The sequence below is a fragment of the Chitinophaga sp. genome, assembly GCF_035761305.1.
In the GTDB taxonomy this organism is placed as follows: domain Bacteria; phylum Bacteroidota; class Bacteroidia; order Chitinophagales; family Chitinophagaceae; genus Chitinophaga.
Map to the genome: position 1 here is coordinate 1 of NZ_DASTRI010000029.1, position 16,589 is coordinate 16,589.

Genomic DNA, 16,589 nt, shown 5'->3' on the forward strand with positions numbered 1-16,589 from the left:
ATCAGTGTTAATGCCGGCCTTTTCCAGCTGCTGCATTACCTGCCGGGATAATCCATTCTCCGGCGCTTTGCTGATATAGGCCACCGGCGTGCCCCAGCGGGCCAGGGAGGCAGCCATATTCGCCTCTGCCCCACCAATATATAATGCCGAACTGTTTTGTTCCCATTCAGGTGAAAAACGGAATAACAACTCCCCGTACGAAATAACTTTAACCGGTTTCATCTAAAAATCAAAGTATGCTTTTGCGTTATAGTAACAAATATCCTGTACCATTTTGCCCAGCCAGGGAATATCGGCGGGCAACTCTCCGTTCTCTACATCATTTCCTATAAGATTGCACAAAATACGCCTAAAATATTCATGACGCGAATAGGAAAGAAAACTTCTTGAATCTGTAAGCATGCCTACAAACCTGCTCAGCAGGCCCATATTGCTTAACACGTTCATTTGTTTTTCCATGCCGTCTTTCTGATCAAGGAACCACCAGCCGGATCCGAACTGCATTTTACCGGCCACCGTGCCATCCTGGAAGTTACCTACCATAGTGGCAAATACCTCATTGTAAGCAGGGTTCAGGTTGTAAACAATTGTTTTGGCCAGCTTGTCTTTTTTATCCAGGCCATCCAGGAAGGCCGACATACTTTCCGCTACCTGCCAGTCGCCAATGGAGTCTACACCCGCATCGGCGCCTACCAGCTTTAGCAGCCGGCTGTTGTTATTACGGATGGCGCCTACATGAAACTGCTGTACCCAGCCTTTTTCGTAGTTCCACTCGCAAATGAAATGCAGCGTGGCTGCTTTAAACTGCGCCGCTTCCAGCTGGCTAACGGTATTGCCTATACGTAATTTTGAAAATATGCTTTCCAGTCCTGCTGCTGTAACAGGAGCTGCATAAAAGGTGCTGATACCGTGGTCCGACAGGCGGCCGCCCATGGCATGAAAATAATCGTGCCGGCTGCGCAGTGCATCCAGCAAGGCCTGGTAGCTGTTAATCTCTTTGCCTGCAGCAGCGCCCAGCTTATCCATATAAGCGTTAAAAGCCACAGGATCTTCTACCGCCAGCGCCTTATCGGGCCGGAAAGTAGGCAGCACTTTCACTGCCAGCTTTTTCTGCTGTATGGCTTTATGATGCTCCAGGCTGTCGGCCGGATCATCTGTAGTGCACAAAGCTGCTACTTTAAAATGCTGCAGCAGCGCCTGCGTGGTCCATTTCGGCAGCTGCGCGTTACAGTGATCGTAAATTTCCGCTGCATTACCCGCATTCAGCTGCTGTGTAACGCCAAAAGGGTTTAGCAGCTCCATATGCGTCCAATGGTATAAAGGGTTGCGCATGGTATAAGGCACCGTGGCAGCCCAGTGTTTGAACTTGGTAAAATGGTCTGCGTTGCCGGTAATGTATTTTTCTGCAACGCCGTTGGCGCGCATGGCCCGCCATTTATAATGATCGCCCTGCAGCCACATGGCGCTCAGGTGCTCAAACTGCCGGTTGGCGGCAATTTCATCCGGCGGCAAATGGTTATGATAATCAATAACCGGCATGCCCGCGGCATACTCATGGTATAAACGTTGCGCCGTAGCTGTTTGCAATAAAAAATCTGCTGTTAAGAAATCCTTCATACGCGTAGAATTAATTACGAATGGGTCAATTACGAATTACGAATTAAAGGCGGTGCAGCAATCAATATAGCTGCCTGCCCCTTTCAAACTGTAATTATTGTAATGAACCGTGATATTATAGAACACTTCCCAATTCGTAATTCGTAATTAAATAATTCGTAATTCTTTACTGGTGCCGCCTTCATCTAGGCAACAACACCATTTATATTACTGCCATGAACAGTGATATTTATAAGCACCTTAATTCGTAATTAAACAATCCGTAGTTCTTTCTGCTTTGCTGCATACGCCAGCGTGCCTTCCTGCATCATGCCCAGCAGGTGCGTGCCAATAGTTTCCGTAAATCCCGGCAGCTGTGTAAGATCAGCTTCCCACAGGCGGGTATCGGCCGCTATTTGTTGCACCAGGCTGGTAACAGCCACCGGCTCTGCGGTAGCTACCGCTTTCCAGTAACCGGCAAAAACAGCGGCATTATCATCTGTAATAAGATATTCTTCTGTGCCGCGCGCGCCAAAATACCTGCCGTTTTCTTCCTTCACTGGGCGCAGGAACAGCAGCATGGCTGCAAACCCCAGGCACATGGCCTGTGGCAGGGCATGTTTACGCTCATAGTAACGGAACAGCGTGCGCACATTCCGCGCGTTCATTTTAGAGCTTTCCTGGAAAGTAATGCTGATAAGCTTATGTGCAATGTTAGGATTGGCAAACCGGTCCAGCACATCCTGTGCAAAGGTATTGGCCTGGGGACAAATATCCTGTATAGTGGGCAGTATCTCGTCCATTACTACTGTACGGAAAAAGCTGCGCATATAGGTGTGCTCCATACATTCATACACGGTGTTTAATCCGCCCAGGAAAGCCAGGGGTACGGAAATGGTATGGCTGCCGTTTAAGATACGCAATTTCTGCTCACGGTAAGGCGTAATGCTGGGCGCAATCAGCATACGTGCATCTGCCTGCTGAAAGGAAAGCACCTGCCGTACCTGTTCTCCCCCTTCAATAGCCCACAACAGGAAAGGCTCTGCATCAATCCACAAACCATCCCGGTAACCGGCCTGCTGCTGCAGTGTTTCCAGGTCGCGGGGCTTGCCGGGCACAATACGGTCTACCAGCGAGCTGCAAAAATAATTGGCTGTTTTCACCCACTCCGTGAAGGCTTCGGGCAGTTGGTTAAAGGCGGCCAGCTGCAGCACTATTGCCTGCAGCAAACGGCCGTTATCTACCACCAGCTCTGTAGGCACTATTACAAAACCACTGGTTGCGCTGCCTTTAAAGTGCTGGTAGCGCTCCCACAGCACCGCCAGTAATTTTCCCGGAAAAGAGGCCGGCACGCCTGTGACAATTTTTTCGGCCACGTACTGGATGCCTACTTCTGTAGTATTGGAAACAATTACCTGTAAATCAGGCTGCTGGGCTGTTTTCAATACTTCCGCCCAATCTGCATTCGATTGCAAAACACGGCTAATAGAAGCGTTCACCAGGGTGCGGTTAATTAATTCGCCCTGCGCCACTCCTTTGATGTGCGTAGTGTATAAATTATCCTGTTCGGAAAATTCTGTAACAGGGCCGTCGGTTGATTTTACCACTACTACCCGGCCTTTGAAAATCCCCTGCTTATTGGCTTTATCTACCAGGTAATCTACCAATCCCCTTAACAGCACGCCCGTACCGAACTGCAGTACTTTTTCGGGGTAGCTTAAATACTCGCGGGAAATTTGCAAGTCGGGCCGGGACAGCACATAATCGTTATTTAATACAGGTAACATGGAACTAATTTATGATATTTAATACTTTATCCCTTAAATATAGGCTTCCATTTTAAGATTTTATAGAAAAAACAAAGATTATTGGGTGCTGCGGCTGTTTTCAGACGCTTGTCAGCGGTGAACGCTTTCGGGCCTTATAGCGGTTGAATGGCGCACTGCAGCTGTTTCGGCGCGCCTGTAGCAGTGACCCTTTCGAGCCATATTGAGGTTGAATGTTGCATCGAAGCTGTTCCCGGCGCCTATCATTCGGCTCTATCTGCCTATCAGTACTATCAATACGCTCCCCGGCCGCAATGGCAGGATTTTCTTAACTTTGCAGCCTTATACAAAATACTATGAGCAGAAACGGCAAAGTGCTGGTGGCGATGAGCGGTGGTATAGATAGTACGGTTACCGCCCTGATGCTGCACGAGCAGGGATATGAAGTGATAGGCATTACCATGAAGACCTGGGATTATGCATCTTCCGGCGCCAGTAAAAAGGAAACCGGCTGTTGCAACCTGGACTCTTTTAATGATGCCCGCGCAGCAGCCGTGCATCATGGTTTCCCGCATTTTGTGCTGGATATACGCGACGAGTTCGGGGATTTTGTGATCAATAATTTTGTAGAGGAATACCTGGCAGGCCGCACCCCTAACCCCTGCGTGCTTTGCAATACCCATATCAAATGGCGGGCGCTGCTGAAAAGAGCCGATGCCATGGACTGCGCCTTTATTGCTACCGGCCATTACGGCCAGGTACGCGAGCATAACGGCCGCTACGTGATCAGCAAAGGCATTGACGACCTGAAGGACCAGAGCTATGTGCTGTGGGGCCTGCAGCAGGATGTGCTGGCGCGTACCCTGCTGCCCCTGGGCAAATACCGTAAAACAGAGATCCGCCAGATGGCGTTTGACTTCGGCTACCCCGAGCTGGCCAAAAAAGCAGAAAGCTATGAAATATGCTTTGTGCCGGACAACGACTACCGCGGCTTCCTGAAACGCCGGGTAGATGGACTGGAAGAACAGGTAAACGGCGGCAATTTTGTATTGAAAGACGGCACCATTGTAGGTAAGCACAAAGGCTACCCGTTTTATACCATTGGCCAGCGGAAAGGGCTGGATATTGCCCTGGGCCGGCCAGTATATGTAACCGGCATTATCCCCGAAACCAATACCGTGGTGCTGGGCGAAGAAGATGACCTGCAAAGGAACGAAATGCGTGTAGCCGGTATTAACCTGGTGAAGTATGATCATATTCCCGAAGGACTGGAAGCTACCACCAAGATCCGTTACAAGGATAAAGGCGCTTTAAGCAACCTGTATCATGCAGATAACGGGCAGATCGGCGTTCGCTTTTACGAACAGGTAAAAGGCATTGCCCCCGGGCAGTCGGCGGTGTTCTATGAAGGCGACGATGTAATTGGCGGCGGCATTATACAAAGGTTGTAAAGCGCGGCTGCCTGCAACCGGCATAAAAATCCGCCTGCAAATTCTCCGCAGCCCTGGTTTCAGCCACTATGGGCGCCTACACTACTATAAAAAAGGCATTTCATAACAATCCCCCACCGCACCAGGTATAATTATTCATTATTCATTCTTAATTACTCATTACCCCCGCCTCATATCTTTATACAGTCCGTGCGCTTTTTTATTGCCCTTTTTAGCTTTTTCCCTTTATTCAGCCAGGTACAATAGTACCAGCACTGCACTTGTGCGACTCATACCGTGCCCCCGCTTGCCGGGATAGCGCAACCTTTATTGAACCTTTTAAACTAAAACCAAGAACCGTACTATGAAAACCCGTTCTACCACTCAACGGCACGGACTTCCACGCCGTGCAACAAACCTTTACCTTTATTTTTTGCCTGTTTTGCTGGCGGCATTTTGCTGCCTGAGTGTGCAAACGTTTGCGCAACTATCGCGGCTACACGCCAGTGGTACCCGCATTGTAAATGCCGGTAACCAGGAGGTGATCCTGAAAGGCGTGGGCCTGGGCAGCTGGATGCTGCAGGAAGGCTACATGATCAAACCATCATTCACGGGCGCCGGCACGCAATGGTCTATTAAAAAAAGGCTGTACGACCAGGGCCAGACCGACGCCCAGGTAGAAGCTTTTTACCAGCGCTGGCGCGATAACTTCATTACAAAGGCAGACATCGACTTCCTGGCCTCCAAAGGCTTTAACTGCGTACGTTTGCCCCTGCACTATGAGCTGTTCCTTACTGCCAGCCAGCGCGCCGTACGTAACAGCGTAGCGCATAACCCGGGGAATTACACGAATTATGTAAGCTCCCTTACAACCTGGTACAACAACAACCAGCTGTTTAACGGTCCTAACCTCGAAGGCTTCCGCCTCACAGACAGCCTGCTGAAATGGACAGCCGCCAACAACATGTACGTAGTGCTGGACCTGCACGCCGCTCCCGGCGCACAAGGTACAGACGCCAACATTTCCGACGCCCTGGTAGGCAACGACCTGTGGAACAGGCAGATCTACAAAGACATTACCGTTCGCCTGTGGCAGCGCCTTTCCAGCCACTACATCAACAACAACGGTATTGCTTTCTATGACCTGATCAATGAGCCGAACAATGTACCGGACAACCGTACCATACATGACCTGTTTGAGCGCCTGATCAATGCCATCCGCGCGCAGGGCGATGATCACCTGCTGATGATAGAAGGCAACGGATGGGGCAACAACTACAACTACATGGAGCCCTTTACATTCTCCAACCGCAGCAACCTGGTGTACAGCGCCCACCGTTACTGGATCACCAACTCCACCACGGAAACCAATGGCGATGTGAACCAGGTTAATCTCATTGCCAACCTGGTAAACTTCCGCAACACCAACCAGGTACCTGTTTGGGTAGGTGAAACCGGTGAAAACGATAATAACTGGTTAAGTGAGAACATCCGCGCGCTGAACTCAAAAGGCATTGGCTGGTGCCACTGGACCTACAAACGTTTCGACACGCAGGAAAATGCCGCATTACTGCACATCAACTCGCCCTACCTGATGGACGGCGCCGCCAACATGGCCGCGGTGCTTAACAATATTCAATTTGCCAACTGTGTAAAGAACAACAATACACTGGCAGCCGTGGCCCCGGGCATACAGCCGCCTCCCTCACAGGGGCCGGTAGGTAAAACCATCTGGCTCAAAGGCTTTAACGGTAAATATGTAAGCTCCGAAAACGGCGAAGCGCCCATGAACTGCAACCGCGATGCGGTACAGGGCTGGGAGCAGTTCCTGATAGGCGACGGCGGCAATGGTAAAATTACGCTGAGCAACCAGGGCAAATTTGTTTCATCTGAAAACGGCGAAGCGCCCATTACCTGCAACAGGGCCACTGCACAGGATTGGGAAAAATTCGACTGGATCGTAAATGCAGACGGTACCATTTCCCTGCGCGCCAGCAATGGCCTGTATATTTCTTCTGAGAACGGCACGCAGGCCATGACCTGCAACCGCACCAGCATTGCCGGGTGGGAAGCTTTTTCCTGGGGAGAAGTGAGCAGCGCCGCACCGGGTAATTCCGATGTAGCAGCTGCCGCCGGCACTTTTAAGGTAGTAGGCTATATGCCCTCCTGGTCTGGCGATGTAAACACGGTGCAGTACAGCAAGCTCACACACATCAATTATGCCTTTTTGCTGCCCAACTCCAACGGCAGCCTGCAGGCCATTGAAAACCCCTCCAAGCTGCAAAACCTGGTAAGCAAGGCGCATGCAAACGGGGTAAAGGTAATGATCTCAGTAGGCGGCTGGAACGATGGCAACGACAGCGGCTTTGAAGGCCTGGCTGCCAGCAGCGGCACCCGCACCACCTTTGTGAACAACATCATCAGCTTTGTAAACCAGTATGGTTTAGACGGCGTGGATATTGACTGGGAATACCCCGATGCCGGCGCCTCTGCCAACAACTACCTGGCGCTGATGACGCAGCTCTCCAATGAAATGCACAACCGCGGCAAGCTCTTAACTGCCGCAGTGGTAGCAGAAGGCGGCAGCAGCATTTTAAGCGGCGTATTTAACGTGGTGGACTTCCTGACCATCATGGCCTATGATGCCAACAACAGCAACCATTCTCCCTACAGCTATGCCGTAAGCTCGCTGAACTACTGGCGCAACCGCGGCCTGGCTAAAGAAAAAGCCATACTGGGCGTACCCTTTTATGCAAGGCCCAGCTGGGACTCCTATGCCACCCTGCTGTCGCAGGGCGCCAGCCCCAATTCCGATGTGTTCAACGGCAATTACTACAACGGCATACCCACCATTAAAAGCAAAACCAACCTGGCATTTGACAATGGCGGCGGTATTATGATATGGGAGCTTTCCCAGGATGCAACCGGCGCTAACTCCCTGCTTTCCGCCATTCATGATGTGGTGCTGCAAAGAAGCGGCGATACTAATCCCCCGCCCGCCACCGGTGCGCCTATCGGGCAAACCATATGGCTGCAGGGCTTTAACGGCCAGTATGTAAGCTCCAAGAACGGCGTTGGTCCCATGTGGTGCAATGCTACCGTAGTAGCCGGCTGGAACCAGTTCCTGGTAGGCGATGGCGGCAACGGCAAAATTACACTGAGCAACCAGGGCAAGTTTGTTTCTTCCGAAAACGGCGAACAATCCATAACCTGCAACCGCACAGCTGCACAGGACTGGGAAAAGTTTGACTGGATTGTGAATGCAGACGGCACTATTTCCCTGCGCGGCAATAACGGGCTGTATGTTTCCTCCGAGAACGGCGCCCTGGCCATGACCTGCAACCGTACTACCATTGGCGGCTGGGAAGCCTTTAACTATGGCGTGGCAGGCGCTGCTGCCAGAACCGCTATTGCAGCAACTACCGCAATGCCTGATGCAACAGCCGCTGGCAAAACCGGCGGCGCGCTCGTATACCCAAACCCGGTAGTAAAGGGCAGCGCCTTTATGGTAAAGGTGAAAGAATATGATGCCAGCCATCCTGTACAGGTGCAGCTGATAGATGTGAACAAACGCGTTGTATCTTATCAAAAAACCAATGCGGGCACGCTCACTATCCCTACAGGCAATGTGCCCGGCGGGTTATATATCATCACTATCACCAACGGTAAAAAAACCTATACCCAAAAGGTCATCATCCAATAAAAAAGCATACACCAGCGAACATGGGCCGGGCAATAATGCCCGGCCTTTTCTATGCAGCTGCCTGCATGGATATTTGAGCCGGAAGCGCTAATTTCACATCAATACCCGGCCTATTGTGAAAACATTTGCATTACCCATATCCCTTTTTTACATCCTATGCCTGCTGCTGCCCGGTTTATCCGTTAAGGCCCAGGCGCCCCGCTACGTTATTTCCTTTACCGATAAAAACAACACGCCCTACCGGCTGGATGCCCCTGCAGCCTACCTCTCTGCCCGCGCCATAGCGCGGCGTACCCGCCAGCACCTGGCTATTGACAGCACCGACCTTCCGGTAAACCCTGCTTATACCGACAGCCTGCGGCTGGCCGGTAATGTACAGGTACTGTACACCTTACGCTGGTTCAACCAGGCCGTTATACAAACCAGCGATGCAGCCGCCCTGCAAAAAATACAACAGCTGCCGTTTGTAAAAACGCTGGTAAAAGGTGCGGGCAGGCTGGCAGCACCAGGCGGGCAACGGCAACGCGACCACCTTACCACCTCCCCTGCCCGCAGCGCTGGCACTGCAGATGTTGATTACGGTAACGCTTATACGCAAGTACATTTGCACGCCGGAGAATACCTGCATAATAAAAACCTGAAAGGTATTGGCATGCTGATAGCGGTGCTGGACGGCGGTTTCCCTTCTGTAAACAATAACCGGGCCTTTGCCTGGCTGCGCAGCAATAACAAAATTGCCTACACACGCAATTTAACCAACAGCACAGCAGCAGTGTATGATTTTGACGATCATGGCACCCACTGCCTGTCAGTACTGGCGGCCAACCTGCCCGGTGAGCTGATGGGCACTGCCCCCGAAGCCGCCTATGTGCTGCTGCGCACAGAAGAAGCAGGCGCCGAGCAGCCGGTAGAAGAAAGTAACTGGGCTGCCGGCGTAGAGCTGGCAGATAGCCTGGGGGTAGATGTAATATCTTCTTCCCTTGGCTATAACACTTTTGATGACCCGGCATATAACCACACCTATGCGCAGCTGAACGGGCATAGCCTGGCCATTACGCAGGCTGCGGCACTGGCGGTACGCAAAGGCATGATTGTAGTAACTGCTGCGGGCAATGAAGGAACCACTGCCTGGAAATACCTGCTGGCCCCTGCTGATGCAGACAGCGTGCTAACCGTGGGCGCAGTATCAAGCCAGGGGCAGGTGGCCAATTTCAGCAGCTATGGCCCTACGGCAGACGGGCGCATTAAACCGGATGTAGCCGGCATGGGCGTAAACACGGCTTTAATAAATACCGATGGTACGGTAACCGGCGGCAACGGCACCTCTTATGCCTGCCCGGTAATAGCCGGACTGGTTGCCTGCTTATGGCAGGCCTTTCCGCAACGCACCAATATGGAAATTGTACAGGCGGTAAAAGCATCGGCCAGCCAGTACGCAGCGCCGGATAACCGCATGGGCTATGGCATTCCGAACTTTCATGCCGCGTATGATACATTGCTGAGAAGTGAGGCGGGAGATACTGCCTTTATCCGCCAACAGCTGGCCAACCGCCTGCTGAAAGTGTTTCCCAATCCTTTTACCAACCAACTGCAGGTATACTATCAGTCTGCCGGCACACAACAGCCCGTGTACCTGCAGCTGATCGACGCCGGTGGCCGGATTACCCGGTTATGGCAGCTGCCGGCTGTAAGCAGCTATGGCTACTTTACCACGCAAACAGGGCTGGAGGCATTACCTAAAGGCATTTATTATTTAAGATGGGTACAGGGAACAAAAAAAGAAGTAGTTAAAATGATAAAGCTGTAACTGCACATCTATTTCACCATCCTCACCGCAAACATGGTATCTGCACCGTTGTTATAACCGGCAATAATGCCGCCCTCCCGGCGTTGGAGGCCGTTATGCCCGCAAATATGCTCCACTACCATTTCATTTTCCTGCTTAAAGGCCGAGCAGGTAATATACACCAGCGTACCGCCGCGTTTTAAGAGCGGTATAACATTATCGGCTATACGTTTTTGTACGCTGCTGAAAGCAGTGATCTTTTCCGGGTCAAAAAAATACAGGTGCTCCGGGCTGCGGCCCCAGGTACCGGAGCCGGTGCAGGGCGCATCCAGTATAATACCGTCAAAAGAGCCGGGGGCAAGGCTGGATGCAGGCACGGGCTGGGTAAGGTCCAGCGCCTTGGTTTCATAATTTTTGATGCCCGCAGTTGCAAAACGCTCATGCAGGTTTTGCAGGATAGATACGCGCACATCGCTCACGGTAAGCGCTACCCTGGGCTCTTTATCCATCAGCAGCAGCGATTTACCACCGCTGGCGGCGCAGGCATCCCACCAGCGTTGCCCTGGTTCAGGCTGCAGCAGCATACCGGTTTGCTGGGAGGAAGCGTCCTGTATCTCGTACCAGTCCTTCTGTTGAATAACGGTTTCTATATTGGTGCCGTTGGGCAGCGCCAGCATATCATTGGCCAGCCATTCGCCGTTTATGCCGGCCTGCTGCAGCAGGGCGGTTATAGCTTCCTGCTTGTGCTTTCGCACGCGGATGAATAAACGGGGCTGCACAAAAAAAGAACGGGCAAAAGCAGCAGCATCAATGCCTTCAGACAGCTCATCCGTAAAAGGGAAAATATCAGCGGGGGCAGGCGCCTGGCCGTTAAGGGATATGGCAGCCAGCTTTTCCGGCAAAGGCAACGCCGCCTTTTCATTCCACTCGGGCTTTAGCAGGGCCAGTATTTCATTTGCCTGTGTTTCACATAAAAAAAGACCCAGCAAAAGACGGTCGCGCGCCGGCATTTCATTTTTCCACAAATGCCCCAGGCGGTAAAAAGCATAGGCCAGCTGTGATACCCACCGCCGGTCGCGGCTGCCCATTTGCGGATGCTGTTTAAAAAACTGTTTCAGGAAATGGTGCAATGGCAGACTGCCATCATATGTAGTCACAATTCGTTCAGCAGATAGCAAATAATTTTCCCAGCGGGTCATAGAACAAAGAAAAGTAAAAAAGCAAAAAGCAAAAATTAAGTTTTGACTTTTAATTTTTGCTTTTTGCTTTTTAATTTATCTGAGTGCTTACAGCTTCAGCAACGCCTTTACCGGATCTCTGCCGAACAGCAGCTGTTCAGGGTTTTCCAGCATTTCTTTTACCCTCACCAGGAAGCTTACAGACTCGCGGCCGTCAATAATGCGGTGGTCATAGCTCAGGGCCACATACATCATGGGACGTATTACTACCTGGCCGTTCACTGCCATGGGGCGCTCCTGTATTTTGTGCATACCCAGGATGGCGGATTGCGGGATGTTAATGATAGGGGTGCTCATTAAGGAGCCAAACACACCGCCGTTGGTAATGGTAAAGGTACCGCCGGTCATCTCTTCCATGGTGAGCTTGTTATCACGGGCTTTGGTGGCCAGCTCTACCACTTTTTTCTCTATTTCTGCCATGCCCAGGCTTTCTGCATTGCGTATTACCGGCACAACCAGCCCTTTAGGGGCAGATACGGCAATAGATATATCGCAGTAGTCATGGTACACCAGTTCCTCACCGTCAATGTAGGCATTTACAGACGGGAACTCCTGCAGGGCAAAGCAGCAGGCTTTGGTAAAGAAGCTCATGAAGCCAAGGTTTACTTCATGCGTTTTCTTGAACACCTCTTTATACTGCGCACGTATTTCCATGATGCGGCTCATGTCCACTTCGTTAAAAGTGGTGAGCATGGCGGTCGTGTTTTTGGCTTCTACCAGGCGGCGCGATACGGTTTTACGCAGGTTGCTCATTTTCTCCCTGCGATCTGTACGGCTAAACAGCTCCTTGCCTATTGCCACGCCCGGGTTTTGCAGGGCGGCATACACATCATCCTTCAATATTTTGCCATGAACGCCGCTGCCTTTAATGGAAGCAGGGTCCACGTGTTTATCTGCAATAACGGCGGCTGCCACCGGCGATGCTTTAACGTTGCCTGGTATAGTGGCCGGCGCCTGCTGCGCCTGTGGTGCGGCTTTGGGCGCTTCTGCCTTTGCCGCCGGTGCTGCAGCAGGAGCTGCCTTGCCGGCCGGGCGGGGCGCGTTGGTATCTATCTGGCAGGCAACATCGCCTATCTTCAGCACATCGCCTTCTTTAGCTATTGTTTTTAATATACCGCCTTCTTCTGCATTCAGCTCAAAGGTGGCTTTTTCAGATTCCATTTCGCACAACATCTCATCCCGCTCTACGTACTCACCATCTTTCTTCAGCCATTTTACCAGCGTAACTTCGCTTATAGACTCTCCCACGGTGGGCACTTTCATATCAATAGTTCCTTTGTTGGCCGGCGGAGGGCCTGCGGGCGCTTCCGGGGCAGGCGCCCCTTCTTTGGCGGCAGCGGCGGCTTCAGCGGCATTGGGCGCTACCGGCGCTACTGCACCGGCAGGGGGGGCGGCATCTGTATCAATAGTACAGGCCACAGCGCCAATATTCAGCGTAGCGCCTTCCGGGGCGGCTATTTTCAGCACACCTGCTTTCTCTGCATTCAGCTCAAAGGTGGCCTTTTCCGATTCCATCTCGCACAATACTTCATCCTGCTGCACATAATCCCCGTCTTTTTTCAACCACTTTGCAATTGTTACCTCGCTTATAGATTCTCCTACCGTAGGAACTTTGATTTCGACAACCATTATTTCAGTTTTCTGTTTGCAAAATTATTCTGTTTACGATCCACGATTTAAATATTAAACGCCGTGTCAATGATCTCCTGCTGCTCGCGGGTATGCACTTTCGCATAACCGGTAGCAGTGGCGGCGCTGGGGTTACGGCTAATAACGCCGTAATTCAGCTGCTTCAGGTTCATTTGCAGGTAAGCGGCCGCGCCCATATTCAGGGGCTCTTCCTGCACCCAGAACCAGGTGGCGCCTTTGTACTTCTGGTTAATAGCCTCCAGCTGCGCTACCGGCAGGGGGTACAACTGTTCCAGGCGTATAATGGCTACATCCTTACGGCCATCTTTCACCTGCTTTTCGCTCAGGTCAAAATAGATCTTGCCGGAGCAGAACAGTACTTTCTTTACCTGTGCTGCGTCTTCAACAAACGGATCATCCAGCACCTCTTTAAAGCCGCCGCTGGTAAATTCGGCCATTGTTGAATAAGCTCCCTGGTGACGCAGGTTGGCTTTGGGCGAAAAGTTCACCAGGGGTTTGCGGAAGGGCCAGGTAAGCTGGCGGCGCAGCCCATGGAAAAAGTTGGCCGCAGTGGTAATATTGGTAACGACAATATTATATTCTGCGCAGGACTGTAAAAAGCGCTCGGGGCGGGCATTGGAGTGGTCGGGGCCACCGCCTTCATACCCGTGTGGCAGCAGCAGCACCAGGCCGTTCATGGTGGTCCACTTTTGCTCTGCGCTGGTCAGGTACTGGTCTATTACCGTTTGAGCGCCGTTCACGAAATCGCCGTACTGGGCTTCCCACAATACCAGGGTATTGGGGTTGGCCAGGGCATAGCCATATTCAAAACCCATTACCGCAAACTCACTCAGCAGCGAGTTGTAAATGCGGAACTGGCCCTGCTTTTCCTGCAGGTGGGCCAGGCGGTTATAGGTGGCATTGGTATTTTCATCAAACAAAATGGCGTGGCGGTGGGAGAAGGTGCCGCGCTGCACATCTTCCCCGCTCATGCGTACGTCCTTCCCTTCTACCAGCAGGCTGGCGTAGGCCAGCAGCTCGCCGGTAGCCCAGTCTACCTTGCCTTCTGTTTGATATAGCTTAATCTTGTCTTTCAGCAGCTTTTCCACCTTGCGCAGGGGCACAAAATCCTTGGGCCATTGCATCAGGTTATTGAACAGGCGGGTAAAGTCTTCTTCCTTAATGGCTGTTACGGGCGACTGCTCAAAATCCTGCGGGGTGGCTTTGCGTAAGGCCGCCCACCATTGCTCGGGCTTCTGGTAGCTGTAAGGCAGCGGGTGCTGCTTTACCTCATCCAGCCGCTCCTGCAGCTCTGCCCAGAATTTCTTTTCCATATCCTTGGCCATGTTCTGCGCATCAGATTCACCGTTCTGCAGCAGGTACTGTGTGTACACCTGGCGCGGGTCGGGATGTTTGTCGATGAGGGCATACAGGCTGGGCTGGGTAAACTTGGGCTCATCGCCTTCGTTATGGCCGTGCCGGCGGTAGCAAAGCAGGTCAATGAAAATATCGGAGTTAAACTCCTGCCGGTAACGAACGGCTATTTCAGAAACTTTTACCACGGCTTCTGCATCATCTCCGTTCACATGAAATACCGGCGCCTGCACAATAGCAGCTACGCTGGTGCAGTAATCGGAAGAGCGGGCATCGTCAAAATCAGTGGTAAAACCTATCTGGTTATTGATCACAAAATGCATGGTACCGCCAGTGTAATAGCCTTTCAGCTTGCTCATCTGCACCAGCTCGTACACTACGCCCTGGCCTGCTACGGCGGCGTCGCCATGTATCAGTATCGGTAATATTTTGTCATAGTCGCTGCCATAAATAACATCGGCCTTGCTGCGTGCAAAGCCGGTTACCAACGGGTCTACCACTTCCAGGTGTGACGGGTTAGGCAGCAGCTGCAGATTTATTTGTTTACCGGAGGGCGTATCTACCATAGAGCGGAAACCCAGGTGGTATTTCACGTCGCCGCTGCCCATGGTAATATCCGGGGTGGCCAGTCCTTCAAACTCGGTGAATATCTGCTCATAGGTTTTGCCCAGGGTATTGGCCAGCACATTCAGGCGGCCGCGGTGCGCCATGCCTATTACAGCTTCCTGTACGCCCAGCTCGGACGCCGTGTTGATCATGGCATCCAGCGCGGTAATGGTGTTTTCGCCACCTTCCAGTGAAAAGCGCTTCTGGCCTATGTATTTTTTATGGAGGAAGTTTTCAAAAATAACGCCCTGGTTCAGCTTAAGCAGGATGTGCTTTTTCTTTTCCAGGGAAAAGGGCTGGTGCAGGGTGTTTTCCATTTCCTGCTGCAGCCATTCTATTTTTTTAGCATCGTTGATATAGGTAAATTCCAGTCCTACAGGGCCGGCATATACTTTTTTCAGCCGGTTTACAATATTTTCCAGGGAGGTTTTGCCCAGCCCTATTACCTGGCCGGCAAAAAACTCGGTTTTCAGATCGGCATCGGTGAGCCCGTAAAAAGAAATATCCAGGTTAGCCTGGCGGTTCTTTCTTTCCCGGATGGGATTGGTTTTAGAGATCAGGTGGCCTTTTTTACGGTAGGCCTGTATCAGCCTGTATACATTCAGCTCTTTGGTGAGCTGGTCGCCGGACACCGGCAACGCACTACTTCCTGCCGCCACTGGTGCACCTGCTGCTTTACCATTTTGCGTGGATACTGCAAAGTCAAATCCCTCAAAAAATTTCGCCCATTCAGGATCAACGGATTGAGGATCTTTGCGGTAATCCTGGTATAATGATTCAATGTAAGCAGGGTGAGAGTTAGTGACAAATGAGAAGTCCTTCATTTACAACGAGTTTTGCTTGGTCTTCGGTTCAAATTACTTGTTCTGTCGGAATTTGATACCCATTGATAATATTGGATTGCAAATATCGCTTGTTTTTTGTTAAACCGGTAGTAAAATAATGAATAAATATGCGGATAAAGTAGTACATAAACCGGCTGGGGAGATGGTTACAAACACATGTATTCGTAGATTTGTGCCCGGAATAACCGGTACATTAATTTTTTGTTTTGCAAAAAGAATATCCGTACCTTTGCCCTCCTGAAACTGAAAATTGAAAAATGGCAAACCATAAAGCAACGAAAAAAGACGTACGTCAGAGCAGAAAGCGTAATGAGCGTAACCGTTACTACGGTAAAACTACCCGTAATGCCATCCGTGATTTGAAAGCGCTGACCGATAAGGCAGCAGCTGAGAAAGACCTGTCATCTGTTGTCGCAATGATTGACAAGCTGGCTAAACGTAACGTTATCCACAAGAACAAGGCTTCTAACCTGAAAAGCAAACTGGCTAAAAAGGTGAACACCCTGGCTTAATCACAGGCTATCAACTTATTTCATATACACAGCTCTTCCTGTTAAAGCAGGAAGGGCTTTTTGTTTTTGCTATTGTTTGCAGGCCGCCAGCCCGCTTTACCTGT

General features: G+C 51.2%; 10 protein-coding genes. 4 read left to right on the top strand and 6 right to left on the bottom strand.

All coding sequences use genetic code 11. The features are described 5' to 3' along the window. From VFS25_RS03070 to VFS25_RS03080, 3 genes are all read right to left on the bottom strand, one after another. Window positions 1–222: PfkB family carbohydrate kinase (locus VFS25_RS03070; protein WP_326460643.1), on the bottom strand; the 222-nt coding region annotated here is incomplete at its 3' end. Continuing rightward, window positions 223–1,617 (bottom strand): glucuronate isomerase, encoded by a 1,395-nt coding sequence (gene uxaC / locus VFS25_RS03075; protein WP_326460644.1) that lies wholly within the window; start codon window positions 1,615–1,617, stop codon window positions 223–225. Window positions 1,618–1,868: 251 nt separating this feature from the next. Next, window positions 1,869–3,383, bottom strand: a complete 1,515-nt coding sequence (locus VFS25_RS03080; RefSeq protein ID WP_326460645.1) for a tagaturonate reductase — start codon at window positions 3,381–3,383, stop codon at window positions 1,869–1,871. Window positions 3,384–3,718: 335 nt separating this feature from the next. Here VFS25_RS03080 and mnmA point away from each other — a divergent pair, with 335 nt between their 5' ends. The 3 genes from mnmA (at window position 3,719) to VFS25_RS03095 (ending at window position 10,302) form a co-directional block, all read left to right on the top strand. Further along, window positions 3,719–4,813, top strand: a complete 1,095-nt coding sequence (gene mnmA / locus VFS25_RS03085; RefSeq protein ID WP_326460646.1) for a tRNA 2-thiouridine(34) synthase MnmA — start codon at window positions 3,719–3,721, stop codon at window positions 4,811–4,813. Between the two features lie 343 nt (window positions 4,814–5,156). Further along, window positions 5,157–8,495 carry a glycosyl hydrolase family 18 protein gene (locus VFS25_RS03090; RefSeq protein ID WP_326460647.1) on the top strand — a complete coding sequence of 1,113 codons (3,339 nt, stop codon included), beginning with the start codon at window positions 5,157–5,159 and terminating at the stop codon, window positions 8,493–8,495. Between the two features lie 115 nt (window positions 8,496–8,610). After that, entirely contained in the window at window positions 8,611–10,302 is a 1,692-nt protein-coding gene (locus tag VFS25_RS03095; RefSeq protein ID WP_326460648.1) for a S8 family serine peptidase, read from the top strand. 8 nt (window positions 10,303–10,310) lie between these two features. Here the strand turns inward: VFS25_RS03095 and VFS25_RS03100 are convergent, their stop codons facing one another. The 3 genes from VFS25_RS03100 to VFS25_RS03110 form a co-directional block, all read right to left on the bottom strand. Then, window positions 10,311–11,438 carry an RsmB/NOP family class I SAM-dependent RNA methyltransferase gene (locus VFS25_RS03100; RefSeq protein ID WP_326460649.1) on the bottom strand — a complete coding sequence of 376 codons (1,128 nt, stop codon included), beginning with the start codon at window positions 11,436–11,438 and terminating at the stop codon, window positions 10,311–10,313. Between the two features lie 129 nt (window positions 11,439–11,567). After that, window positions 11,568–13,148, bottom strand: coding sequence for a 2-oxoglutarate dehydrogenase complex dihydrolipoyllysine-residue succinyltransferase (gene odhB, locus VFS25_RS03105; protein WP_326460650.1), 1,581 nt, complete (start codon window positions 13,146–13,148; stop codon window positions 11,568–11,570). A gap of 47 nt (window positions 13,149–13,195) precedes the next feature. Beyond that, the gene (locus tag VFS25_RS03110) at window positions 13,196–15,952 is read right to left on the bottom strand and encodes a 2-oxoglutarate dehydrogenase E1 component (protein ID WP_326460651.1); all 2,757 of its coding nucleotides are present in this window, start codon (window positions 15,950–15,952) and stop codon (window positions 13,196–13,198) included. Window positions 15,953–16,230: 278 nt separating this feature from the next. On the opposite strand from VFS25_RS03110, the gene rpsT reads away from it, so the two are divergent. Continuing rightward, entirely contained in the window at window positions 16,231–16,485 is a 255-nt protein-coding gene (rpsT, locus tag VFS25_RS03115) for a 30S ribosomal protein S20 (RefSeq protein WP_326460652.1), read from the top strand. Window positions 16,486–16,589 lie beyond the last annotated feature (104 nt).